We start from the raw sequence: 24,571 nt of genomic DNA on the forward strand, positions 1-24,571 counted from the left end.
TGGGCATGACCTCACCGAGCCGCAGGAGTCTGCGGCTCGTCTCGAACGGCGTGCTGCTGCTCGTCGGCACCGCGTTCGCGCTGCCGCTCGTCTGGCTCGTGCTGGCGTCGGTCGACGAGCGTGCGACGCTCTCGATCAAGCTGCCCGATGCCGTGTCACTGCAGAACTTCGTCGAGGTGATGACGCCCGAGAAGGCCTTCATCCCCCTGCTGAACAGCCTCATCCTGTCGGCCGGCTGCGCGATCATCACGGTCGTCGTCGCCGTGCTGGCGGCGTATCCGCTGTCTCGCTACCGGATGCGCATCAACAAGCCGTTCCTGTACGGGGTGCTCTTCGGCACCTGCCTGCCGATCACCGCGATGATGGTGCCGGTCTACAGCCTGTTCGTCGCCTTCAACCTCATCGACTCGATGGGCGGCACCATCCTCTTCCTCGCTGCGACCAGCCTGCCGATGGCGATCTACATGACGAAGAGCTTCATGGACAGCGTGCCGGTCACGCTCGAAGAGGCCGCGTGGATGGACGGCGCCTCGATGATGTCGACGCTCACCCGCATCGTCGTGCCGCTCATGCGACCGGGGCTCGCGGTGGTGTTCATCTTCGTGTTCATCGGCGCATGGGGCAACTTCTTCGTGCCGTTCGTGTTGCTGCTCTCACCCGACAAGCTGCCGGCCGCCGTCAGCATCTTCGCGTTCTTCGGTCAGTACGGCTCGGTCGCATACGGCCAACTGGCCGCGTTCTCCCTGCTCTACTCCGTTCCCGTGATCGCCCTCTACGTGCTCGTATCACGGGTGCTCGGCGGATCGTCGGCACTCGCCGGCGCCGTCAAGGGCTGATCTCACCTCGATCCGTAAGGAACCACTCCATGCACGACAACTCCGCTCTCGTCCGCGCCAGGATCGCCCGCTTCGTCGAGGAACGGCTGAAGCCCGCCGCCACCGCTGAGAGCGCTGCACTGACCGTCAGCGCCTGGGAGGTCCCCGACGAGCCGGTCCCGTTCGCGGAGGCGCTGGCGCAGCCGTTCGAGCCGTTCGCGGTCGGGTCGCCGTGGGGCAAGCCGTGGGGCACGACGTGGTTCCATGTCACGGGCGAGGTGCCCGCCGAGTGGGCAGGCCTCCCCGGGGACATCGAGCTGCTCGTCGACCTCGGTTTCCTGTCAGGTCAGGCCGGCTTCCAGGCAGAGGGCCTGGTGTTCGATCCGGCCGGGCGCATCGTGAAGGCGATCGAGCCACTGAACGACTACGTTCCCGTCGAGGTGGGCCCTGGTGGACGCATCGACGTGTACATCGAGGCCGCCTCCAATCCCGACGTCGGCAGCGACTGGAGCTTCCGCCCGACCCTGGTCGGCGACAAGTCGACCGCGGGTACCGAACCGATCTACCGCCTCCGACGGGTCGACGTCGTGCTTCGCGACACCGAGGTGTGGAACCTCCAGATGGACATCTGGACGCTCACGGGCCTGATGAACGAGCTCAGTGCCGACCTCCCGCGCACCGCCGACATCCTGTGCGCGCTCGAAGCGGTGGTCGATCGCATGGACCCCGACGACGTGCGAGGCACGGCCGCGCTCGGGCGTGAGATCCTGGCGCCGGTGCTCGCCCAACCGGCGTACGCGAGCGCTCACCGCGTGATCGCGGTCGGTCACGCGCATATCGACTCGGCGTGGCTGTGGCCGGTGCGGGAGACGATCCGCAAGTGCGCTCGCACCTTCTCCAACGTGCTCGACCTCATGGACCGCGATCCGGGATTCGTCTTCGCGGCGTCGTCGGCGCAGCAGTACGCCTGGATGAAGGAGCACTATCCACAGCTGTTCGAGCGAATCCGTGCTCGCGCGGCCGAGGGACGATTCGTGCCCGTCGGCGGGATGTGGGTCGAATCCGACACCAACATGCCGGGCGGTGAGGCACTCGTGCGCCAGCTTCTCGCCGGCAAGCAGTTCTTCATGCGCGAGTTCGGCATCGAACCGCTCGAGGTGTGGTTGCCCGATTCGTTCGGCTACTCGGCAGCGCTGCCGCAGATCGTCACGTCGTCGGGTTCGCGCTACTTCCTCACGCAGAAGACGAGTTGGAACGAGACCAACACGATGCCGCACCACACCTTCTCCTGGGAGGGCATCGACGGGTCGCGCGTCTTCACCCACTTCCCGCCCGTCGACACCTACAACTCGGTGCTCTCGGGCGAAGAGCTCGCGCGAGCGCAACGCCAGTACGCCGAGAAGGGCGCATCGAACATCTCGCTCGTGCCGTTCGGCTTCGGCGACGGCGGCGGCGGCCCGACCCGTGAGATGCTCGCAGCGGCGGCGCGCACCGCATCGCTCGAGGGGTCGCCGACCGTGGAGGTGGCATCGCCGCTCGCGTTCTTCGAGGAAGCCGAACGCGACTACCCGAACCCCCCGGTGTGGTCGGGGGAGCTCTACCTCGAGTTCCATCGCGGCACCTACACCTCGCAGGCGAAGACCAAGGCCGGCAACCGACGCAGCGAGCATCTGCTCAGGGAAGCGGAGCTGTGGGCGACCACGGCGGCAGTGCGAGCGGGTGCCGACTATCCGGCCGAACGTCTCGCGGAACTCTGGCATTCGGTGCTGCTGCTGCAGTTCCACGACATCCTGCCCGGCAGCTCGATCGCCTGGGTGCACCGCGAGGCGGAGAGCAGCTACGAGCGCATCGCCCGCGATCTCGAGGGCATCATCGCCGAGGCGATCTCCGCGCTCGGAGACCCGATCTCGCATCGTGCGGATGGACATGCAGACCTCGGTCGTTCGGTCGTCGCGTTCAACGCCTCGCCGTTCCCGGTCGACGGCGTTGCGCCGCTGTCTGCGGGTGCGCTGCACGCACCGCCATCCCTGCGAGCGGAGCGGAACGGTGACGACATCGTCCTCGAGAGCGCACGGCTTCGCGCGGTCATCGACGGCTCGGGACTCGTCACCTCGCTCGTCGACCTGGCGACGGGCCGTGACGCGATTCCGGCCGGGCAGCCCGGCAACCTCCTGCAGCTGTTCCGGGACACCCCGACGCAATGGGACGCCTGGGACATCGACCACCACTACCAGCGATCGGGCACCGATCTGCGGCAGGCCGATTCGGTCGAGCTCGAGACGGATGCTTCGGGGCGGCCGTTCGTGCGCATCGAACGCCGCTTCGGCGCCTCGACGGTCGAGCAGGTGCTCACCCTCGATGCCGAGGGGACGGCACTCGACATCGAGACGATCGTCGACTGGCACGAGAAGCAGAAGCTGTTGAAGCTCGCATTCGCCTTCGACGTGCACGCCGAGCGAGCGGCCTCCGAGGTGCAGTTCGGTCACGTGCATCGGCCGACGCACGTGAACACCTCTTGGGACGCCGCCCGATTCGAGACATGCGCCCATCGGTGGGTGCACGTCGCCGAGCCGGGCTTCGGCGTCACCGTCGCGAACGACTCGACCTACGGGCACGACATCACCCGCATCGCCGGAGCGCACGGAGGCACGACCACCCTGGTCAGGCAGTCACTGCTGCGCGCCCCGGTGTTCCCCGACCCGCAGAGCGACCAGGGCCGCCACAGGCTGCGCACTTCGGTCTCGATCGGCACCGACGTCATCGACGCCGCGAAGGAAGGGTACCGACTCAACCTCCCGATCCGGCAGGTCGCCGGTGCCCACGCCGTGGCACCGATCGTACGGAGCGACGCACCGAGCATCGTGATCGAATCGGTGAAGCTCGCCGAGGACCGCTCGGGCGACGTCGTCGTTCGGCTCTACGAAGCGCGAGGCGCGCGAGCGACCGGCAGCGTGACGGCCGACTTCGCCACCTCGGGCATCGTCGAGACCGATCTGCTCGAGCGAACGGCCAACGAACCGTCGGCGCTCGTGGGAGCCGCCGATGGGGTGGCGACGGTGCACCTCCGGCCCTTCCAGTTGGCCACCATCCGGTTCTCGCGCAGCTGAGGCAGAGGGGTCCGATCCCGGCAGTAGTCTCGAAAGATGCCTGAGCTGCCCGAGGTCGAGGTCGTGCGAGCCGGACTCGCTCCGGCCGTCACCGGTGCGGTCGTCTCGGCGGTCGAGGTGCTCGAGCCTCGATCGCTGCGGCGGCACGACGCGACATCCGGCGACTTCGAAGCGCTCGTCGCGGGAGCGCGCATCGAGGCGGCCGTGCGACGCGGCAAGTTCCTCTGGCTGCCGCTCGGCGGCGATGCCACCCGCGACGGACGCGCGATCGTCGGGCACCTCGGCATGAGCGGTCAGATGCTGCTGCGCACGCCCGATCATCCGGGCGACGACGCGCACGCGCGAGTGCGACTGCACCTCGAGCATCCCGCTGCCGGTGAACTGCGGGTCGACTTCGTCGACCAGCGCATCTTCGGGTCGCTCGCCGTCGATCGCCTCGTGGCGACCACTGACGGCGAGGTCGGCGGGTTCTCGGGCGAGGTGTCGGGGACCTGGGCGAGAACGGTGCCGGCGCAGGTCGCTCATATCGCGCGGGATCCGCTCGACCCGGCATTCTCGGAGCGCGACTTCTTCGCGGCGCTCGCCAAACGCGGCACCGCGATCAAGCGCGTGCTGCTCGATCAGGGCGTGGTCAGCGGCATCGGCAACATCTACGCCGACGAGTCGCTCTGGGCCGTGCGCCTGCACGGCGAGCAGCCGGCGTCATCGCTGTCGCCCCGCCGCGCCCGTGAACTGCTCGGGGCAGTGCGCGAGGTGCTCGGCAAGGCGCTCGCCGAGGGCGGCACGAGCTTCGATGCCCAGTACGTCAACGTCAACGGCGCATCGGGCTACTTCGAGCACTCGCTGAACGCCTACGGGCGCGCCGGCCTGCCGTGCCCGCGCTGCGGCACCCCGATGGTGCGCGAGGCGTTCATGAACCGCGGTTCGCACTTCTGCCCCCGCTGCCAACGGGTCAGGCGCGCTGCCACTCCGCGCTCATCCCGCGAAGGATGAAGCCCAGCGCGATGTTGATCGCGAGCATGTGGTCGTTCTCGTCGGCGTTCCACGTGTAGACGTCGGTGCGCTCCGGTGCCGTCTCGCCGAGCTGCACGAGGTTCGCGAGCTTCAGGAGCATGCCGAGGCCGTGACCCCGGTGCGTGCCGAGCACGATCGTGTCCCACTGGAAGACGGCCTCCGAGTTCGTCGGCAGCTGAAGCTCGGTGTACCCGGCCACCGAGCCGTCGGGTGCGATCGCGGCCTGCACGAGCGTCGTGCGCCCGCCGCTGCGGGCCCGCTCCTCGCCGGCACGCACTCGAGCCGCATCCCACACCTCTTCGTCGATCGTGATGCCGCCGGCCGGCACATCGGTCGACATCGCGGCGTGCGCGACGGCGAGCGAGTCGACCAGGGCGTCGGGCGCGTGATCGATCCACCCCGTCAGACGGTAGTCCACGGCATCCGGGCGTCGTGCTGCGAGCTGTTCGGCCAGCAGGCGTCGGAACTCCTCGAGACGACCGGTCACGGTCAGACCGCTCACCCGCTCGAGCTGCCCGAGGCGATACCCGTGCCGGGTCGCGAAGGCGGCACCCGGTGACGCGGCGGGAATCGATCCGGTGCCATCGGGGGCCTCGAGACGCGGCCCCGCGGCATCGAGATCGACGAGCGACACGTCCGAGTAGCCGGCGAGCACCTCACGCCCGAGCGAGGTGGCGTGAGCCTCGGCCTCGGCGAGCAGCGCCGAACCGAGGCCGCGGCCGCGCTCGTCAACCGCGACCCCGACCGAGATCTCGGCGGTGCGGGCGTCGGCGCCCTGCTCCCACAGCACTTCGGCGCGTCCGACGCAGCGACCGTCGTTCCATGCCGTGAACGCCTGACGGCCCGTGTAGCGGTCGTCGTGGAACTCGGGCAGCAGTTCAGCTGCTTCGTAGGCGAAGCGGCGATGCCCCCATACGGATTCGTCGATCGCCGCCGTGAGTTCGGTATAAGCCTCGAATTCGGCGGATTCCGGTGAATCGAGTCGTGCCGGTATCTGCAGCGGTCGGATGTCGATGCCCACAAGTCCTCCTCTGCCGCCGTGCAGGCAGCCGATCAGACTATCGGCACCGCTCGACGACGACAACCGGGGATCCGCGGCCGGTCGGCGCGCGTGCACGGCGACGGGCAGAACCTCGGATACCGTAGTCCCCAGCGTTCTCGCGACCAGGAGAGGGTGGGACGTGTACCTGAAGAGCCTGACGCTCAAGGGCTTCAAGTCCTTCGCACAGCCGACGACGTTCGCGTTCGAACCGGGCGTGACGTGCATCGTCGGTCCGAACGGCTCCGGCAAGTCGAACGTGGTCGACGCGCTCGCCTGGGTCATGGGCGAGCAGGGTGCGAAGACCCTGCGCGGCGGCAAGATGGAAGACGTCATCTTCGCCGGCACCTCGACTCGCGGCCCGCTCGGGCGTGCCGAGGTGAGCCTCACGATCGACAACAGCGACGGCGCACTGCCGATCGAGTACAGCGAGGTGACGATCTCGCGCACCCTGTTCCGCAACGGCGCGAGCGAGTACGCCATCAACGGCGACAACTGCCGACTGCTCGATGTGCAGGAGCTGCTCAGCGACTCCGGCCTCGGTCGCGAGATGCACGTCATCGTCGGGCAGGGCCAGCTCGACCAGGTCCTGCGGGCCACCCCCGAAGATCGCCGAGGCTTCATCGAAGAGGCCGCAGGCATCCTGAAGCATCGACGCCGCAAAGAGAAGACGCTTCGCAAGCTCGACGCGATGCAGGCGAACCTCACGCGACTCTCCGACCTCGCGGGCGAGATCCGGCGCCAACTCAAGCCGCTCGGCCGGCAGGCAGAGGTCGCACGCGAGGCCGCGACGATCGCAGCGGTCGTGCGCGACGCCAAGGCGAGGCTGCTCGCCGACGAGGTGGTCGGTCTTCGCCGCGCACTCGACGAGCACGGCAAGAGCGAGCACGAGCGTCATGCCGAGCGACTCGTGCTGCAAGACCAGCTCGAACAGCATCAGGCGAAGGTCACGCGTCTCGAGCAGGCGCAGGTCGGTGACGCGGTCGACCGGGCGAGGTCGACGACGTTCGCTCTCGAGCAGGCGCAGGGCAGCCTTCGCTCCCTCGACTCCTTGGCGCGCCAGTGCATCGCGCTGCTCGGCAGCGCCTCGGAGCAGGCGGATGCTTCGCCGAGCGTGACTCGCGCCATGATCGACGAGGCCGTGTCGGAACTGACCGGCATCCGCGACGGCGTCGGCGTGGCGGCGACGGCGCTCGACGAGGCCCACGAGACCACGATGCGCCGTCGCGCCGAGCTCGACACGGTCGACGAGGGCATCGCGCGGCAGAGCGCGCTCGTATCGGCCTACGACCTCGAGCTCTCCAAGCTCACCGGCCAATCCGACACAGCCGGGTCCAAGCTGGCCGCGGTGCGCGGCGAGGTGCTGCGCCACGAGAACGCCCTCGACGCCTCGGCCGAGCGCCGCGCTGCTGCAGCAACGGCGCTCGCCGCCGCCGAAGCCGATGCCGACAGCGGCGAGACGGCCGAGACCGACCTCGACGAGGCCTACGAGCTCGCCCAGGGTGCCGTCTTCGAGGCCGAGGCCGAGATCGAGCGCATCCGTGAGCAGTTGCACGGCCGCGAGCGCGAACACGGTGCGCTCGGGGCCCGCACGCAGGCGCTCTCGCTCGCTCTCGACCAGAAAGACGGATCGGCGGCGCTCGTCACGGCCGGCGTCGCCGGTGTGCGGGGCCTGCTCGCCGAAGCGCTGCAGGTCGAACCCGGCTACGAAGCCGCGATCGCCGCTGCACTCGGCTCGCTGAGCGACGCCGTGCTCGTCGACGACCGCGCAGCTGCGTATCGCGCTCTCGAGCACGCCTCGCACGGCGAGCTCGGTCGGGTGGCGCTCGCACTGGCCGACGCCGGCAGCACGCCGGCTGCGGCATCGCCGGTCGAGGGTCTCACCGCGGCATCCGACGTCGTCATCGCGCCCACCGGGGTGCTCGGCCTGCTCGCCGAGGTGCTCATCGCCGACGACCTCGACGCGGCGCGTGCCGCCGAGCCGGCCTTGGCCACCCGCGCGACGCCGGCCACCGTCATCACGAAAGACGGCACCGTCGTCGGCCGCTTCGTGCTGCGCGGCGGTTCGGGACGCAAGCAGAGCCGCATCGAGCTGATCGCGGAGCGCGATCGCGCAGCCGCACGCCTCGAAGAGGTGCGGGCCGAGATCGAGCGAGCTCGCTTCGAACTCACCGAGCAGCGCCAGATCGTCGAGCAGTCGAAGGAGCAGTCGAAGCGCGCACTCGCGGCACTGCGGGAATTCGACGCGCAGCTCGCGCAGCGCACCGAGCGGCTGAACCGCGCCAGGGTGCAAGCCGAGGCGGCCGACGCTGACTCAGAGCGGCTCCGACAGGCCGCCGCGAACGCCGAAGAGCGCGTCGCCGAGGCCGAGCAGCTCGCCGCCGAGGCGAAGCGTGCCCTCGAGGCGGCGAGGGCCGAACCGCGGCCGGTACTCGAGACCAGCGCTCGCGACGGCGCGCTCGCCGCGCTCGAGTCGGCACGCGAGGCAGAGGTCGAGGCGAAGCTCAGGCTCGAGACGGCGAAGGAGCGCGTGCGGGCCGAGGAGGCCCGCATCCGCGCCATGGAGGCGCGGTTCGAAGCCGAGCGGCAGGCCGCAGCGGATGCCGCACGGCGCGCCGTGATCCGTCGCGCCCAACTCGAGGCGGCCACCCGGGTCGCCGATGCGCTGCCCGCGGCGCTCGCCTCGATCGATGCTTCCGTCGCGGAGGCGCGTGTGGCGCTCGGACGCGCAGAGGCCGAGCGGGCGAGCCGCAACGAGGAGCTGCAGGCGGTACGACGCGAGGAGGCCGCCGTGCGCGAGCGGCTGCAATCGGTGACCGAAGACGTGCACGGCCTCGAATTGCGCATCTACGAGAAGAAGCTCCACGTCGGCGGCCTCGTCGAGCGTGCCGAATCCGAGCTCGGGCTCACCGAAGACGTGCTCGTCGACGAGTACGGCCCCGACCAGGAGATTCCCGCCGAAGAGGAGGGTGGCGACCCTCGCCCGTACCGACGCGAAGAGCAGCAGCGCCGACTGGCGCAGGCCGAGCGCAAGATGGCCCAACTCGGTCGGGTCAACCCGCTCGCGCTCGAGGAGTTCGCGGCTCTCGAACAGCGCCACCAGTTCCTCACCGAGCAGCTGACCGACCTCGCCAACACGCGCAAGGACCTGCTGACGATCATCGAGGAGATCGACGGCAAGATGGAGTCGATCTTCCGCAGCGCCTTCGATGACACGCAAGCCGCGTTCGCCGAAGTCTTTCCGGTCCTCTTTCCCGGGGGAGTCGGCAGCATCACCCTCACCGACCCCGAGAACATGCTCACGACCGGCATCGAGGTCAGCGTCAAGCCCGCGGGCAAGAAGATCGAGCGTCTCTCGCTGCTCTCAGGCGGTGAGCGATCGCTCGCCGCGGTCGCCCTGCTCATCGCGATCTTCAAGGCCCGGCCGAGCCCGTTCTACATCATGGACGAGGTCGAGGCGGCGCTCGACGACGCGAACCTCGGGCGGCTGCTGACGACGATGGAATCCCTGCGCGAAGACTCCCAGCTCATCGTCATCACCCACCAGAAGCGAACGATGGAGATCGCCGACGCGTTGTACGGGGTCTCCATGCGGCAAGACGGCGTGTCGGCGGTCGTCGGACAACGCGTCCGCGAGGAGCGCGAGGCGAAGGCGAGCTGATCCGGCCCGGATGATCGCGCCCCCAGTTCAGGGGTCCTGACCCGGTTCTGGTCCGGTGCCGGGAGCCGCAGCGCATAGTCTTTCTGGACCCGCGACTGCGGCGACACCCGAGCGCCATCCGAATGCGGAGCATGCCCAGAATTCTGATCACCGCCAACCATCTGCGAGAACGCCGCGGTTCCGAGATCGTCACGTACGAGCTGGCCGAGGAGTTCGCGCTCCGCGGCTGGCACGTGGACGTCTACACGAACCTGTTCATGGATCCGATGGCCGAGCGATTCGCCGCGCTCGCCGCCGGGGCATCCGTTCGCGTGGCGGTTGACCCGTACGAGGACTTCGGACTCGACTACGACCTGATCTGGGTGCAGCACTCCCTGCTGCCTCCCTCGATCATCAGGAGACTCGCCGAGCGCGAGGTCTCCATTCCGCTCGTCTGGCACCACATGTCACCGATCATCGAGATCGATCAGCCGCTCTTCGCCGAGATCGAGGATCACCTTGCCGACGTGCGGTCGTTCATCTCCGTGCGCACCGAGCTCGCCTTGCGCCCGTTCGGGCTCACCGGGCCCGGTCGGGTCTTCGCCAATCCGGCGCCGCGATCGTTCGCAGCAGGCGAGATGCGCCGACAGCGTCCGCTCGAACGACTCGCGATCGTCTCGAATCATCCGCCCGCAGAACTGCTCGACGCGGCTGCGGTGCTGCGAGGCGACGGCGTCGTCGTCGATGTGTTGGGAGAGGCCACCGGCTCGGGCTCCGTTGAGATCACTCCGCAACTGCTCGCCGTGTACGACGGCATCGTGACCATCGGCAAGACCGTCCAGTATGCGCTCGTCATGGGCCTGCCCGTCTACGTGTACGACCACTTCGGCGGCCCGGGCTGGCTCGATGACGAAGGATTCGAGACGGAGGCTGAGGCGAATTTCAGTGGGCGTACCTCATTTCGCCGGCTCTCCTCCGCGCAGATCGCAGCTGAGATCCGTGACGGCTACGCAGACGCGGCTGCGTTCTCACGATCGAGCGTCGAGCGCTTCCGCGGTCGATACACCCTCGATCGATGCATCAACGAGCTCCTCGCGTGTGCGGAGATTCGGGAACCCCGCGTCAAGCGCCTGGGGGAGGCGGAGGCGCTGCGCTGGCTTGCCATGTCAGAGCAGTTGCGAGGGATGTACCGCACGATCGAGCACCTTCAGGATCGACTGGCCGAGCAGGCTCCTGCGCCGGAGCCTCCGTCGCTCCCGGCCCCGACCGCCGTGCACGACACGGAGTCGAATCAGGGTCGAGTACACGTCATCGTGATCGATCCGAATGACCAGGCGTCGCGCGGTCGTACGGCGGCGAGCATCGCCCAGCAGACGAGGGTGATCGAGCGGTTGACCGTCATCCGAGACGAACATGCCGACGGCATCGGGACGTGGGTGGGCGCGCCGCATGCCGTCGAGATCGTCGTAGAACCGGGCCGGGTCGTGCTCGATCTCGTGAACGAGCAGATCGCAGCGGAAGACTCCGACTTCATCGTCGTTCATGACGGTGCTGCCGCGTGGCATCCTCGGTTCCTCGAACTCGCGATCGAACACCTGGATCGGCACCCTGTGCAGGTCGGTGTCATCGTCAACCCGATTTCGGCGCGGATCGAAGACGTGAACGGCGTCATGGTCGATGCCCTCGTCGACGGTATGCAGGTCCAGGTCTTCGACGAGGGAGTCGATCTGGATCTGGTGTCCCAGTCGTCGGTGAATCGCACTCGACACGGCACGCTGGTGGTGCGTCGATCGGCCGCGCTGGGCTCCGGTCTCTTCGACCCCGTGCTCGTCTATTCGGCCGCTTGGGACTTCGGGCTTCGCGTGCTGCATCTGGGCCCGGTCGGCGTCGTCTCGTCGCGAGTGCCACTCGTCACGATCTACGAGGACGGCCCGGCCGCGCGAGGAAGAGCCGGTACCGAGCTGACCGGAAAGGCCTTCCGCATGGATTCGGCCCAGCGACTGCTCTACTCCTCGGTCGTGACTTCGCAGACGGTGTTCAACGCTGCCAACGGCCGTTCCGTGCTCGACCGTCTCGCCGTCCTCGAGCGCGAGGTGCGGGAGATGCCCCGCGTCCCCGGCCAGGGAATGGAATTGCGCTTCCGCGCGTATATGGGTCGCCTGCCACGGCGGATGGCCGGCGGGATCGCTCAGATGACGCGCCGCAGCCGTGGAGCGAGCGCATGAGGGCGCTCGGGAACACCATCGCCGAGACGATCGCCGATGCCGACATCGTCTCGTTCGACGTCTTCGACACCCTTCTCGAGCGAATCGTTCTTCGGCCGACCGACGTGTTCGGCCTGGCCAAGTCCGCGCTCGAGGCGCGAGGGCGTCACATCCTGCCCGTCGACTGGACCCGCGCGCGAATCGCCGCCGAGCATGCCTGCTATGGCGATCCCAGCGTGGGTCCCGACATCACGCTGGATCAGATCTACGATCGGTTGGCTCACGATCTCGATCTGCCAGACGACGTCATCGATGCGGCGAAGCGCGAGGAGATCGCCGCTGAACTGCAGGTGCTCCGCGGGCGGGAGTCCGGGCGGCGCTGGTTCGATGCGGCCGCTGCTGCCGGCAAACGGATCCTGATCGTCAGCGACATGTACCTGGCCCCCTCGACGATCGCCGAGGCACTCGAGGCGGCAGGTTACCGTGGCTGGGAACGCCTCATCGTGAGCGGACACGACAAGATCGCGAAGTACAACGGCACGGCGTATCTCGCCATTCGCGCCGAGTTCCCCGGTGCCCGAGTCGTCCATATCGGCGACAACGCGGAAGCGGATGTCGACGCCGCACGGTACGCCGGATTCGATGCGGTCCACCTTCCGACGGTGCTCTCGCGCCTCAGCGGCGAAACGTCGGCGCTCCCGTTGTCGGTGTTCAAGGAGCTCTCCTCCAACCCCGGGCACGGTCCGACTGAACTTGCGATGAGCCTCGTCGGAGCGGCCTCGGCGCGCCGCATCGAGAGCCGCGCGATAGCCGCCCCTGAAGAACTCGGCTACGCGGTGCTCGGTCCGGTTCTCGTCGCGTTCAGCCAATGGCTCCACCATGCCGCGATCTCGAACGGCACGAAGCGACTTGCGTTCCTGTCTCGTGAGGGCCGCCTCATGCAGCGTGCCTACGAGGGATACCTGGGGCACAACGCCCTTCCGACCGAGTACGTCTATGCTTCGCGCCGGATGGTGAACTTCGCGCAGATCCGAGCCGCGGTGACCCCAGGCCAACTGGAATTCCTCGTGAGCAGCGGCGTGCCGCTCAGCGTGATCGACTTTGTGCACCGGTTCAGCACCGACATCCCGCTTGCCGAGATCGAACGAGCGTCGATGCGCGTCGGGCTGACGGCGACGACGCCGATCGCGGGATATCGGAGTGCGGAACTCAAGAGCATCTTCCGTGCTCTCGAGCCTGAGATCGTGGCCGTGGCCGGCGCGGAGCGCGAGCAGGTGATCGGGTACCTGAATGCCATGCGTCTCGGCGAATCCGGCACCGCGGTCGTCGACATCGGATGGCAGGCAAGCATGCAGCTGTCGTTCGAGTCGATGATCAATCCGCACTTGCACGGCTTCTACTTCGGACTCTTCGACACGCCGGCAACCGCCGGCCGTGGTCGGATCCACGGATTCCTCGATGCCCGGCTCGGCGGATCCGCTCGCCGTTGGACGGAGGATTGCGTCTACCGCGGGATCGAGGTGATCGAGTTGTTGTTCGCGAATCCGGAGCATCCCTCGGTCTCGACCGTGCATCGCAGCGACGACGGTTGGACGCCGGTCTTCTCGTCGGAACGGCTCAATGCCGCGGACACCGCGATCGTCGAAGCCATCCAGGCGGCAGCGCTGGAGTTCGTCGACGATCACCGCGAGCTCACGCAAGTGCTGCCCGAGCGGGTTCGGCAGATCCCGCTCGACGTGGCGTTCGGCTTGCTGTCATCACTCGTGAACCAGCCGACTCGGGCTCAGGCCGAGGTGGTCGGCGCCCTGCATCACGACAACTCGCTCGGTGTCGTGGCTTCGAAGCTCGGCATGCCGGAGCGCAAGCGGTCGTTCTACCGATTCCGACGTGCGCAGCTTCAACGGGAGTACGACGCGGCCTGGTGGAAGCCGGGATTCGTCGAGAACGCCCGCATCGCGGGCATTCGAATGTGAGCGTCGTGACGACGGCGGACGGCCACGATCATGCTCCGCCCGCGGCCGAGGTCGGCGCCCGACGGCCGCGCATCGTCGCATTCGACCTGTTGCGCGGCTTCTTCCTCTTCGTCATCATCACGAACCACCTCCACTTCGAGCCGAACCTCGTCGAACTGGTGACCGGACGGGGCGCGCTGCCGGCATCTGCTGCCGAGGGCTTCTACCTCGTCTCGGGCATCATGGTCGGGTACGTCCACTTGCCTTCGGCAGCTCGTGATGGCCTCGGACTCGTCTGGATCCGGGTCTGGCGACGGGCTCTGCTCATCTATGCCGCCGCGGTGCTCCTCGTGCTCATGAGACTCGTGGTGCTGCACCTCCGGGGCAACCCGCTGTCATGGGACGGCGTGGTCGACGTGCTGTTGCTCGGCGGCGCGAACGGGCAGCCCGCTGATTTCCTCGCGCTCTACGCTGTCGCGATGCTGTTCGCCCCATTCGTCATCTGGGCCGCCTTGCACCGTCTCGAATGGATCGCGGTGCTGATCGCCGGGGTCCCGTGGGCGGTGACGCAGTCGGTCGGCGGTCTCGCCGCCGACGACACGATGAAGCTCGCCTGGCCGCTGTTGTTCACGATCGGCATCGTGTTCGGATGTCGATGGCCCGAGATCATCGTGGCATGGAGGCGCAGGTCAGCAGCCACCCGCCGAGCCGTCGAGGTGGGCCTGATCGTGATCCTCGTCGTTTCCGTACTCGGATTCGAGTTCGTCATCTTCTGGAACCACCACATCCTCGTGGCATCGGCCGACCGCCTCCCGGGCTGGTTCTCCGAGTTCCTCTTCGGCATCGAGCGCGCGTTCCTCGAACACTGGACGTGGTTCGAACCGTGGCAGGCGAAAGCCACGCTCGCTCCAGGGCGGCTCGTCATCGGCGCGATCTGGTTCGCCGGCCTGTTGTTCGTGGCGCGCAGATGGGGTCCGGCGCTCGACCGGGCACTCGGCGGGCTGTTCACCACCTATGGGCGGCACACGCTCGCGGGCTATGTCCTTCACCTGGTGCTGATCTGGTGCGTCTATCTGCCGACCGTGAGCATGTTCGTCCGTGATGCAGCGAATCCGGTGCTGAACACGCTCGTCGTCATCGCCACGCAGGTGATCATGGTGGCGATGGTGCGCGCGTGGGTCGAGCTGCGCAGAGCGGCGCGGTCCATGCTCGGGCGCGGCCGAGATGAGCGGATGCGGCGGCATCCACTTCAGGTCAGGCGACGATCCTCCGAATCGACGATGCGGAACCAGCGGTAGCCGTAGGCGCCGATTTCGATGTCGGCCCGGCCGTCATCATCGATCGGCACCACCGACACGTCGAAGAGGTCGGAGAGCCTGGCCTGCTCGGCGACGTCGCCGAGCGAGAGGTGCACGGTCGCCGGCCTCGGAGCGAAGTTGTGCAGCGCGATGAAGCTGCCGAAGTCTGCCTTCATGCGATGCGCGAGCACCGACGGTTCATCGTGCTGCAGCACCTCGAACGCGCCCCAGCCGATCTCGGGCGAGCTGCGGTAGCGATGGGCGAAGCTGCGAATGGTGGAGAGCAGCGAGTCGGGGTCGTGCATCTGCGCCTCGACGTTGACATGCTCGGGCGCGTAGCCGTCGTTCGGCGGCTTGGCGACGAGTCGACGGGCCGATGCACGCGAGAAGCCGCCGTTCGCCTCATTCGACCACTGCATCGGTGAGCGCACCGTCATGCGGCCGCCGAGGTCGCGGTTCTCGCCCATGCCGATCTCCTCGCCGTAGAACAGCACGGGTGTTCCCGGCAGGGAGAACATGAGGCTGTAGACCATGCGAACTCGTCGCGGGTCGCCATCGACCATCGGCGGCAGGCGCCGCGCGATGCCGCGCCCGTAGACGCGCATCCACTCCTCGGGTGCGAACGCGTCGAAGACCTCCTGGCGCTCCTCGTCGCTCAACTGATCGAGCGTGAGCTCGTCGTGATTGCGCACGAAGTTCGCCCACTGCGCTTCGATGCGCAGTTCGGGGCGAGAGGCGAGCATCTCGGCGAGGGGTGTCGCATCCTCTCGCACGAGTGAGAGGTACATGCGCTGCATCGCGGCGAAGTCGAACTGCATCGTGAGCTCCGACGGCCGATCGGGATGCCCGAAGAAGTCGAGTTGCTGCTCATAGGGGAGGTTCACCTCGCCGAGCAGGATCGCCTCGCTCGAACGACGCTGCAGGAACCGGCGAAGGTCGCGGAGGAACTCGTGCGGATCGCCGACGTCGACGCCCTCGGGCGGCTGGATGAGGAAGGGCACCGCATCGACCCGGAACCCAGAGACGCCGAGTTCGAGCCAGAATCCAAGGGTCTTCGCGATCTCGTCGCGCACCTCGGGGTTCGCGACGTTCAGGTCGGGCTGATGCCGGTAGAACGAGTGCAGGTAGTACTGCTCGGTGCGCTCGTCGAGCTCCCACACGCTCGTCTCCTCGCCCGGGAAGACCAGCTGCTGCTGCTTCCTCGGGGGCCGATCGCGCCAGACGTAGAAGTCGCGGAACGCCGAGTCGCGGCTGCGGCGGGCCGACCGGAACCACGGGTGCCGGTCGGAGGTGTGGTTCATGACGAAGTCCATGATCACCCGCATGCCGCGGTCACGGGCCATGCGGATGAACTCGACGAAATCGCCGAACGAGCCGAGCCGCGGATCGATCGCCTGGAAGTCGGTGATGTCGTAGCCGTCGTCGAGGTTCGGCGTCGGCTGGAACGGCATCAGCCACAGGCAGCTCACGCCGAGCTCGGCGAGATGGTCGAGTCGGTGCGCCAGGCCCTCGAAGTCGCCGGATCCGTCATCGTTCCAGTCCATGTAGGTCTCGACGTCGAGGCAGTACACGACCGCCGTCTTCCACCAGAGATCCCCGCGCGCCGTGATCTTCATGAGTCGCTCCGCAGCTCGGGCAGCACGCGCTCGCCGAACGCGTCGATGAAGGCGTCCTGCTCCTGACCGACGTGGTGCAGGAAGATGCGGTCGAATCCGAGTTCGACGAGTTCGCGGAGCCGCTCGAGGTGTCGCCCGGTGTCGGCCGAGACCTGCACCGACCGGGCGACGTCGTCGGCGGTGGCATCCGCGGTGCGCTCGTCGAATGCCGCAGGAGTGTCGAGCTCCCAGGCGAGCGGCGGCGGAACGGTGCCGCTGCGCCATTGATCGAGCGCGATCGCCCGCGCCTCGTCGTCACTGGGGGCCCAGCTGAGGTGCACCTGCACGGCGAGCGGCCCGCGCCCGCCGGCATCCCGGTAGTCGTCGACGACCTTGCGGAGCGCATCGCGAGGCTGGTCGACGGTGATCAGGCCGTCGGCCCAGGCGGCGCCGTCGACTGCGGTCTCGGCGCTGACCGCTGCGGCGAGCAGCGGCGGCGGCACCGTCGGCAGGCTCCACACCCGGGCGCGATCGATCGTGACGAGGCCGGAAGCGCTGACCTCCTCGCCGGCGAGCAGCCGGCGCATGGCGTCGACCGACTCGAGCAGTCGTTGCTCACGGGTGGGCTTGTCCGGCCAGGCGTCGCCCGTCACGTGCTCGTTCATCGCCTCACCGCTGCCGAGCGCGCACCAGAAGCGGCCGGGGAACATCGACTCGAGCGTCGCGATCGCCTGCGCGGTGATGACTGGGTGGTAGCGCTGCCCGGGTGCGGTGACCACGCCGAGTGGCAGTCGGGTGGCCTGCAGCGCGGCCCCGAGCCAGCTCCACGCGAACCCCGACTCGCCTTGGCGCACGCTCCAAGGGGCGAGATGATCGCTGCACATCGCGGCGTCGAATCCTGCCTCCTCCGCCCGCTGCACCGCCCGCAGCAGGGCTTGCGGCGCGATCTGCTCGTGCGAGGCGTGGAATCCGACGATCGTCATGGGCTGCTCCTTCGCTCGGCCGGGGTATTCGGCCGTTCGGCCGGCGGGGTCGGCCGGCGGGCCATCGCTTCGACGCTGCCGCCGAACGCGCCCGGCGGCAACCCCTTGCAGTCGGCCGCAGGAACGGGGTACTCGCGCGCCGTAGGCTGGAGGCATGGCAGAACGTGCATCCTGGTCGCTCGGCGCGGCCCTTCGCGGGGTCTTCGGTGCGAAGACGATCGACGACGACACGTGGGACGACCTCGAGTCGGCGCTCATTCGAGCCGACTTCGGCCCCGCCATCACCGAGGACATCGTCGGCGAGATCCGGGCGCAGGTCGAGCGCTTCAAGACCACCGACCCCAAAGACGTGCAGCGGATGCTCCGTGAGATCGTCGAGGAGCGGCTCGCGAAGTACGACCCGACGCTCAAACTCACCGAGCGGCCGGCGGTCGTGCTCGTCGTCGGGGTCAACGGCGTCGGCAAGACGACCACGATCGGCAAGTTCGCCCGCTTCCTCCGCAGCTACGACCGCACCGTCGTGGTCGGCGCGGCCGACACGTTCCGCGCGGCGGCGGTCGACCAGCTGGCGACGTGGGCCGAACGGGCCGGCGTCGGCATCGTGCGCCCCGAGCGCGAAGGCCAAGACCCGGCATCCGTCGCGTTCCAGACGGTCGAGCAGGCCAAGCGCGACGGTACCGAGATCGTCATCATCGACACCGCGGGGCGCCTGCACACCAAGGGCGGGCTCATGGACGAGCTCGGCAAGATCAAGCGCGTCGTCGAGAAGCAGGCGCCGATCAGCGAGGTGCTGCTCGTGCTCGACGCGACGACGGGCCAGAACGGACTCGCCCAGGCCGAGGCGTTCATCGAGCACGGCGGCGTCACGGGTCTCGTGCTGACCAAGCTCGACGGCAGCGCCAAGGGCGGCTTCGTGCTCGCCGTGCAGGAGAAGACCGGGCTGCCGATCAAGCTCATCGGGCAGGGTGAGGCGATCGGCGACCTCACGGGATTCACGCCGCACGTCTTCGCGCAGAAGCTCGTCGGCTGAGAAGGAGCACAACATGGCGATCGAACACGACTACTTCGGCCTCATCGGCGACTACTGGGCCGAGCGCAAGGAGTACGGCGACCAAGACGTCGAGGTCGTGCTCGACGCCGATGCCGATGGCGTCTCGACGGCATCCCTCGACGCCGCGGCGACGATGGTCGGCGAGCTCGAGCTCATCGACGACGAACTGCGCGGCGTCTTCGTCGGGCAACTCGATTCGGGCAGCAGCCCGGTTTCGCAGTTCCTCGCAGCGGTACTGAACGGCGACGAGGCGGATGCCGCGGCAGACGCGATCACCCGCGACTCCGGCGACCGCGACATCGACGCGTTGCGCTCGCTGAGCCTCGTGCGTGTCGACCTGCGCCCCGATGCCGACGGCGACGGCGAGACCTTCGCCGAGTTCGAGTTCGGGCTCGCCCCCGAAGACATCGACTCGCGCCTCGTCGCGTCGATCGACATCCAGCGCGACATGGTCGACCTCCGCTTCGACGCCTGAGCGGCTGCTCGCCGGTGGCCGCGGCTGCGCCGTCGCGGCATCCGACCTCATTTAGACTTGGCACACCATGGCTACCTTCGGAAACCTGTCTGACCGCCTCGCCGAGACCTTCAAGAATCTCCGCACCAAGGGCAAGCTCTCGGCGTCCGACGTCGACGGCACCGTTCGCGAGATCCGGCGCGCACTGCTCGACGCCGACGTCTCACTCGACGTCGTCAAGCAGTTCACCGCGCACGTGCGCGAGCGCGCGCTCGGCGACGAGGTCAACAAGGCGCTGAACCCCGCTCAGCAGGTCGTGCAGATCGTCAACGACGAGCTCGTCGCGATCCTCGGCGGCGAGCAGCGACGCCTGCAGTTCGCGAAGACCGCGCCGACCGTCATCATGCTCGCCGGCCTCCAGGGCGCCGGCAAGACGACGCTCGCCGGAAAGCTCGCGAAGTGGCTCGTGAAAGACGGCCACACGCCGCTGCTCGTCGCGGCCGACCTCCAGCGCCCGAACGCCGTGAACCAGCTGCAGGTCGTCGGCGCGCAGGCGGGCGTGCCGGTCTACGCACCCGAGCCCGGCAATGGCACCGGCGACCCCGTGAAGGTCGCCAGAGACGCCGTCAAGCAGGCCGAACGCGCCCAGCACGACGTCGTGATCATCGATACCGCCGGCCGGCTCGGCGTCGACGCCGAGCTCATGAAGCAGGCCTCGAACATCCGCAAGGCGACGAACCCCGACGAAGTGCTCTTCGTCATCGACGCGATGATCGGCCAAGACGCCGTCACGACCGCGAAGGCGTTCCAAGAGGGCGTCGACTTCACCGGCGTGGTGCTCTCCAAGCTCGACGGCGACGCGCGCGGCGGCGCGGCGCTGAGCGTCGCCTCGGTCACGGGTCGCCCCATCATCTTCGCCTCCACGGGTGAAGGGCTCGACGACTTCGAGCCGTTCCACCCCGACCGCATGGCGAGCCGCATCCTCGACCTCGGTGACATCCTCACGCTCATCGAGCAGGCGCAGTCGGCCTTCGATGAAGAAGAGGCGATGAAGGTCGCCGAGAAGTTCGCGACCGACACGTTCACGCTCAACGACTTCCTCGGCCAGATGCAGCAGTTGCGCGGTGCCGGATCGATCAAGAAGATGCTCGGCATGCTGCCCGGCGCGGGCGGCATGAAGCAGCAGCTCGAGAACTTCGACGAACGCGAGATCGTGCGCACCGAGGCGATCATCCAGTCGATGACCCCTGCCGAGCGGGAGAACACCAAGCTGCTGAACGGCTCGCGACGCGTGCGCATCGCCAAGGGCTCGGGAATGACCGTCACCGACGTCAACCAACTCGTGGCTCGCTTCGAGCAGGCCGCGAAGATGATGAAGACGGTCGCGCGCGGCGGCATGCCGCAGATCCCCGGCATGGGGCCCATGCCCGGCGGTGGCGGGCACGGCACCGGCAAGCGGCAGTCGGCAAAGGGCAAGGGCAAGAAGCAGAACGCGTCGCGCTCGGGAAACCCGGCGAAGCGCGCCGCCGAACAGGCTGCGCTCGCGTCGGGCGTCGTGCCCGGCGAGGCGGGCGCGCCCGCGGGGTCGGGGTTCGGGCTCGGCGGCGGCGCAGGGGCGAAGGGCGCGCCGAGTGAAGAAGAGCTCGCCGCCCTGCAGAAGATGCTCCGCCGCTAGCTCGCAGGCAGCTCGGGCGCGGCGTCGTGTCGCACGGTGCCCGCGAGCTCTTCGAGCATCGGGCCGTCGACGACGGTCGTGCCGGTCGCCATCGAGAGCGGGTCGGTTCCGAGCCACTGCGCGATCGATTCGGCGTCGAGCGCATGCCGCGACGCGACGATGATCGTGTTGCCCGGCGTCATGCCGCCGAGCACCGCCTCGGAGCCGATCAGGAGCAGGTGGGGCAGCAGCTCGAGCACGGCGGCGATCGTGTCACCGGTCACCTCGGGCTCCGCGCCGTTCAGGCAGTTGACGATCAGCACGCCGCCGGGCGCGAGCAACGAGGCGAGTTCGGCGAAGAACTCGCCCGTCGTCACGTGCCGAGGCACCGCACCTCCGGCGAAGACGTCGACGAGCACGAGGTCCCATGCGGCGTCGCCTTCGACGGCGAGGCGCTGCACCTCGGCCCTTGCATCACCGATCGCGAGCTCGATGCGAGCGTCGGCCGGCAGTGGCAGGTGCGTGGTGACGAAGTCGAGCAACTCGGGGTGCAGCTCGACGACGCGTTGGCGGGCGAAGGGATGGATGGCGTGCAGGTAGCGGGGGAGCGTGAGGCCGCCGGCCCCGAGGTGCAGCACGGCCGGCGCCTCGCCCGGCAGCGCACCGAGCACCGCCGCGATGCGGCGCACGTAGGGCAATTGCAGGTCGCGAGGATCGTCGGGATTCACGTGCGACTGCGTCACGCCGTCGATGACGAGCGAGTAGCCGCCGTTCGACCCGCGCTCGGGCTGGAGTTCGGCCCGGAACTCGGCGGTCTCGAGAGTCGGCTGCGATTCCATGATCGTCTCCAGACTATGACCTCATCGCGCTACATTGATGCGGTGGCAGTGGATGCCGCGACGACGACTTGGAGCACTGACGATGACGATCGGCACCCCCGACTACCGCGACGACGGCCTCGAATTCGGCGAGGACTTCCTCTTCGGCTCGGCCACGGCCTCGTACCAGATCGAAGGCGCCGTGCACGAGGGTGGTCGCGGCCCATCGATCTGGGACACGTTCAGCCACACGCCGGGCAAGGTCTGGAACGGCGACACGGGCGACACTGCGTGCGACCACTACCACCGGCTCGACGAAGACCTCGACCTCATGGTGCAGCTCGGCCTCGAGGCCTACCGCTTCTCGATCGCCTGGCCGCGCATCCAGCCCACCGGTCGGGGGCCGGCGAACGAGGCGGGCCTGGCGTTCTACGAGCGCCTCGTCGACGGGCTCATCGCCCGAGGCATCCGCCCGATCGCGACCCTCTACCACTGGGACCTGCCGCAGGCCCTCGAAGACGAGGGCGGCTGGGGCAACCGCGCGACGGCGTACGCCTTCGCCGACTACGCCCGACTGGTCGGCGAGCGACTCGGCGACCGGGTGGCCGTCTGGACGACGCTCAACGAGCCGTGGTGCAGCGCCTACCTGGGCTACGGTTCCGGCGCGCACGCCCCGGGGCTCATGCAACCCGCGACGTCGCTCGCCGCGGTGCACCATCTGAACCTCGCGCACGGACTCGCGATCGCCGAGCTGCGCAAGGTCGCGACGAACGACCCCGGCTACTCGATCACGCTGAACCTGCACGTCATCCGCCCATCCGGCGACGGCGGAGCCGAGGCCGCACGGCGCATCGACGGCCTCGCGAACCGCGTCTTCCTCGGGCCGCTGCTCGGCGATGGCTACCCGGCCGACGTGATCGCCGACACCGCGGCGATCACCGACTGGTCGTTCGTCGAGCCCGGCGACACCGAGCTCATCGCCCAGCCCATCGACCTGCTCGGCGTCAACTACTACTCGACCGTGACCGTCGACATGTGGGACGGTGTCTCGCCGCGGGCGAACGCCGACGGCCATAAAGACATGGGCGGCACACCGTGGCCGGGTTCCGAGCACGTCGAGTTCCTCGCGCAGCCGGGCCCATACACCGACATGGGCTGGAACATCGACCCTTCAGGCCTCGAAGACCTGCTCGTCGCGCTGAGCGAGCGCTACCCCGACGTGCCGCTCATGGTGACCGAGAACGGCGCGGCGTTCCCCGACGCCGTCGTCGAGGAGGCCGACGGGCCCGCCGTGCACGACGTCGAGCGCATCGACTACCTGCGCCGCCACTTCACCGCGGCGCACCGGGCGATCGAGCGCGGCGTCGACCTGCGCGGCTACCAGGTGTGGTCGCTCATGGACAACTTCGAGTGGGGCTACGGGTACTCCAAGCGCTTCGGCATCGTCAGGGTCGACTACGACACCTTCGAACGCCTGCCGAAAGACAGCGCGAAGTGGTACGCCGAACTCATCCGCACTCGGCGGATCCCGGCCTAGTCGGTCGAGTCGCCGGCCGGCGCCGTCGCGGCCGGAGCGGATGTCGCGGGCGGGCCGCTCGCGATGCCGTCGCGCAGCTCGCGGGCGAGGTGGGCCACGACGGCCGTCAGGTCGCCGCCGGCCGCCTCGGCGACCCGCAGCTGTCTGGCGTAGCTCGCACCGGCGTCGAGCATGCCGCGAACGCCCTGCAGCTCGACCGCGCAGCCGAGACGCTCGGCCGTGGGTGCCAACGTCGTGAGCAGCTCTCGGAGGTGGTCGGCGACGGGGCGCTCGGTGCCCGCGACATCCGTGATCACCTCGGCCGCGAGGCCGTACCGGGCGGCGCGCCACTTGTTCTCGCGCACGTACCAGGGCTGCAGCACGGTCAGGGTGCCGCCCTCGTCGAGGATCGTGCTCATCCATTCGATGAGGCACTGCACGAGGGCGCCGATCGCCGCGATCTCGGCGGCGCTCGAGAGGCCGTCGCAGACGCGCACCTCGACGGTGCCCCACTTCGGCGAGGGCCGGATGTCCCAGCGCACCTCGCTGTGATCGTCGATGACGCCCGTGCGCACGAGGTCGTCGACGTAGCGCTCGTACGCCGGCCAGTCGGCGAGCGGATAGGGCAGGCCCGCCGTCGGCAGCTGCTGGAACATCAGGGCGCGATTCGAGGCGTAGCCGGTGTCGACGCCCGCCCAGAACGGGCTCGACGCCGAGAGCGCCTGCAGGTGGGGGAGGTAGGCGAGCAGGCCGTCGAGGAGGGGCAGGGCCTTGTCGCGGTCTTCGATGCCGACGTGCACGTGCACGCCCCAGATCATCATGTTGCGACCCCACCAGCGGGTGCGCTCGATGAGCTTGTGGTACCTCGGCTTGTCGGTGAGGTGCTGGTCGTACCACTGGCTGAAGGGGTGCGAGCCCGCGCAGATCAGGTCGAAGTCGCCCAGTGCGTCGATCACCGTGCGAACCTCGGCGAGCTGCCGCTCGAGATCTGCGACGGCATCGGCGACCCTGGCATGCGGGCTGCTCACGAGTTCGACGGTGTTCGTCAGCAGCTCGGAGGTGATGAACGGATGCTTCCCGCCCTCGCTGCCCGAATCGAGCACCTCGAGCACCCGATCGGCGACGGAGGCGAGTTCACCGGTGGCCCGATCGACGATCGCGATCTCCCATTCGAGACCCACACTCGACCTCGGCGAGTCCGCGAATGCGATCGACATGGCAAGCCCCGTTCCCGCGGCGCGGGCGCCAGCGTGCAGACATCATGACACGATGGGCACGCGCGAGACGTGCGCCGCGTCATCCGATGTCGTCGTCGTGGCCGGCGACATCCGTGCGATTACCGTTGCGGCGTGAGATCTGCAAGAATGGTCAGTCGAGTTCTGTACCGTCCGACCCTCTATCCGACGCGCAGAACCTATTGAGCTTCCGCCG

Annotated in this window: 16 protein-coding genes; 11 read left to right on the forward strand and 5 right to left on the reverse strand. The window is 68.5% G+C overall.

Annotated elements, in window-relative coordinates:
• The first annotated feature begins 5 nt into the window (after positions 1 to 5).
• From H521_RS0104335 to mutM, 3 genes are read left to right on the forward strand one after another with little or no spacing between them, the layout of a single operon-like run.
• The gene (locus H521_RS0104335) at positions 6 to 836 is read left to right on the forward strand and encodes a carbohydrate ABC transporter permease (RefSeq protein ID WP_425393578.1); all 831 of its coding nucleotides are present in this window, start codon (positions 6 to 8) and stop codon (positions 834 to 836) included.
• Between the two features lie 29 nt (positions 837 to 865).
• Complete coding sequence (locus H521_RS0104340) at positions 866 to 3,922, forward strand: alpha-mannosidase (protein WP_022891809.1); 3,057 nt, start codon at positions 866 to 868, stop codon at positions 3,920 to 3,922.
• Positions 3,923 to 3,958: 36 nt separating this feature from the next.
• Positions 3,959 to 4,915, forward strand: coding sequence for a bifunctional DNA-formamidopyrimidine glycosylase/DNA-(apurinic or apyrimidinic site) lyase (mutM, locus tag H521_RS0104345; RefSeq protein WP_022891810.1), 957 nt, complete (start codon positions 3,959 to 3,961; stop codon positions 4,913 to 4,915).
• Here the strand turns inward: mutM and H521_RS0104350 are convergent.
• Positions 4,875 to 5,957 carry a GNAT family N-acetyltransferase gene (locus H521_RS0104350; protein WP_022891811.1) on the reverse strand — a complete coding sequence of 361 codons (1,083 nt, stop codon included), beginning with the start codon at positions 5,955 to 5,957 and terminating at the stop codon, positions 4,875 to 4,877. The two genes, mutM and H521_RS0104350, sit on opposite strands and share 41 nt — an antisense overlap.
• Positions 5,958 to 6,117: 160 nt before the next feature.
• Here H521_RS0104350 and smc point away from each other — a divergent pair, with 160 nt between their 5' ends.
• From smc to opgC, 4 genes are all read left to right on the forward strand, one after another.
• Positions 6,118 to 9,636, forward strand: coding sequence for a chromosome segregation protein SMC (smc, locus tag H521_RS0104355; protein WP_022891812.1), 3,519 nt, complete (start codon positions 6,118 to 6,120; stop codon positions 9,634 to 9,636).
• 131 nt (positions 9,637 to 9,767) lie between these two features.
• On the forward strand, positions 9,768 to 11,840 hold the full coding sequence (locus H521_RS24885; RefSeq protein WP_156891277.1) for a hypothetical protein: 2,073 nt from the start codon (positions 9,768 to 9,770) through the stop codon (positions 11,838 to 11,840).
• Positions 11,837 to 13,792, forward strand: coding sequence for an HAD-IA family hydrolase (locus tag H521_RS25735; protein WP_022891814.1), 1,956 nt, complete (start codon positions 11,837 to 11,839; stop codon positions 13,790 to 13,792). Before H521_RS24885 ends, H521_RS25735 begins: the two co-directional genes overlap by 4 nt.
• A 5-nt stretch (positions 13,793 to 13,797) precedes the next feature.
• Complete coding sequence (gene opgC / locus H521_RS0104370; RefSeq protein ID WP_169513967.1) at positions 13,798 to 15,069, forward strand: OpgC domain-containing protein; 1,272 nt, start codon at positions 13,798 to 13,800, stop codon at positions 15,067 to 15,069.
• On the opposite strand, the gene H521_RS0104375 is transcribed toward opgC, so the two are convergent.
• Both H521_RS0104375 and H521_RS0104380 read right to left on the reverse strand, forming a co-directional pair.
• On the reverse strand, positions 15,021 to 16,685 hold the full coding sequence (locus H521_RS0104375; RefSeq protein ID WP_022891816.1) for an alpha-amylase family protein: 1,665 nt from the start codon (positions 16,683 to 16,685) through the stop codon (positions 15,021 to 15,023). The genes opgC and H521_RS0104375 overlap by 49 nt on opposite strands.
• Positions 16,682 to 17,647, reverse strand: coding sequence for a TIGR03885 family FMN-dependent LLM class oxidoreductase (locus tag H521_RS0104380; protein ID WP_022891817.1), 966 nt, complete (start codon positions 17,645 to 17,647; stop codon positions 16,682 to 16,684). The genes H521_RS0104375 and H521_RS0104380 overlap by 4 nt, the downstream gene beginning before the upstream one ends.
• Positions 17,648 to 17,801: 154 nt before the next feature.
• On the opposite strand from H521_RS0104380, the gene ftsY reads away from it, so the two are divergent.
• The 3 genes from ftsY to ffh all read left to right on the forward strand — a co-directional run bounded on the left by ftsY (position 17,802) and on the right by ffh (position 20,827).
• A complete protein-coding gene (ftsY, locus tag H521_RS0104385; protein ID WP_022891818.1) occupies positions 17,802 to 18,677 on the forward strand; it encodes a signal recognition particle-docking protein FtsY in 876 nt (291 codons plus the stop codon).
• Positions 18,678 to 18,690: 13 nt separating this feature from the next.
• Positions 18,691 to 19,173 carry a galactose-1-phosphate uridylyltransferase gene (locus H521_RS21495; RefSeq protein ID WP_022891819.1) on the forward strand — a complete coding sequence of 161 codons (483 nt, stop codon included), beginning with the start codon at positions 18,691 to 18,693 and terminating at the stop codon, positions 19,171 to 19,173.
• A 67-nt stretch (positions 19,174 to 19,240) separates the two neighbouring features.
• Positions 19,241 to 20,827, forward strand: a complete 1,587-nt coding sequence (gene ffh, locus H521_RS0104395) for a signal recognition particle protein (RefSeq protein ID WP_022891820.1) — start codon at positions 19,241 to 19,243, stop codon at positions 20,825 to 20,827.
• Here ffh and H521_RS25740 read toward each other — a convergent pair.
• Positions 20,824 to 21,645 carry a spermidine synthase gene (locus H521_RS25740; protein ID WP_022891821.1) on the reverse strand — a complete coding sequence of 274 codons (822 nt, stop codon included), beginning with the start codon at positions 21,643 to 21,645 and terminating at the stop codon, positions 20,824 to 20,826. The two genes, ffh and H521_RS25740, sit on opposite strands and share 4 nt — an antisense overlap.
• An 82-nt stretch (positions 21,646 to 21,727) precedes the next feature.
• Here H521_RS25740 and H521_RS0104405 point away from each other — a divergent pair, with 82 nt between their 5' ends.
• Entirely contained in the window at positions 21,728 to 23,161 is a 1,434-nt protein-coding gene (locus tag H521_RS0104405) for a GH1 family beta-glucosidase (RefSeq protein WP_022891822.1), read from the forward strand.
• Here H521_RS0104405 and H521_RS0104410 read toward each other — a convergent pair.
• A complete protein-coding gene (locus H521_RS0104410) occupies positions 23,158 to 24,357 on the reverse strand; it encodes a glutamate--cysteine ligase (RefSeq protein WP_022891823.1) in 1,200 nt (399 codons plus the stop codon). The two genes, H521_RS0104405 and H521_RS0104410, sit on opposite strands and share 4 nt — an antisense overlap.
• Between the last annotated feature and the right edge of the window lie 214 nt (positions 24,358 to 24,571).

This window comes from Agromyces subbeticus DSM 16689 (genome assembly GCF_000421565.1).
Classification (GTDB): domain Bacteria; phylum Actinomycetota; class Actinomycetes; order Actinomycetales; family Microbacteriaceae; genus Agromyces; species Agromyces subbeticus.

Bases quoted from the DNA above. Each gene is read 5' to 3' on its own strand.
- H521_RS0104335 (WP_425393578.1), top strand. From the start codon at position 6: ATGACCTCACCGAGCCGCAGGAGTCTGCGGCTCGTCTCGAACGGCGTG.
- H521_RS0104340 (WP_022891809.1), top strand. From the start codon at position 866: ATGCACGACAACTCCGCTCTCGTCCGCGCCAGGATCGCCCGCTTCGTC.
- mutM (WP_022891810.1), top strand. From the start codon at position 3,959: ATGCCTGAGCTGCCCGAGGTCGAGGTCGTGCGAGCCGGACTCGCTCCG.
- H521_RS24885 (WP_156891277.1), top strand. From the start codon at position 9,768: ATGCCCAGAATTCTGATCACCGCCAACCATCTGCGAGAACGCCGCGGT.
- H521_RS25735 (WP_022891814.1), top strand. From the start codon at position 11,837: ATGAGGGCGCTCGGGAACACCATCGCCGAGACGATCGCCGATGCCGAC.
- H521_RS0104375 (WP_022891816.1), bottom strand. From the start codon at position 16,685: ATGAAGATCACGGCGCGCGGGGATCTCTGGTGGAAGACGGCGGTCGTG.
- H521_RS0104380 (WP_022891817.1), bottom strand. From the start codon at position 17,647: ATGACGATCGTCGGATTCCACGCCTCGCACGAGCAGATCGCGCCGCAA.
- ftsY (WP_022891818.1), top strand. From the start codon at position 17,802: ATGGCAGAACGTGCATCCTGGTCGCTCGGCGCGGCCCTTCGCGGGGTC.
- H521_RS21495 (WP_022891819.1), top strand. From the start codon at position 18,691: ATGGCGATCGAACACGACTACTTCGGCCTCATCGGCGACTACTGGGCC.
- ffh (WP_022891820.1), top strand. From the start codon at position 19,241: ATGGCTACCTTCGGAAACCTGTCTGACCGCCTCGCCGAGACCTTCAAG.
- H521_RS25740 (WP_022891821.1), bottom strand. From the start codon at position 21,645: ATGGAATCGCAGCCGACTCTCGAGACCGCCGAGTTCCGGGCCGAACTC.
- H521_RS0104405 (WP_022891822.1), top strand. From the start codon at position 21,728: ATGACGATCGGCACCCCCGACTACCGCGACGACGGCCTCGAATTCGGC.
- H521_RS0104410 (WP_022891823.1), bottom strand. From the start codon at position 24,357: ATGTCGATCGCATTCGCGGACTCGCCGAGGTCGAGTGTGGGTCTCGAA.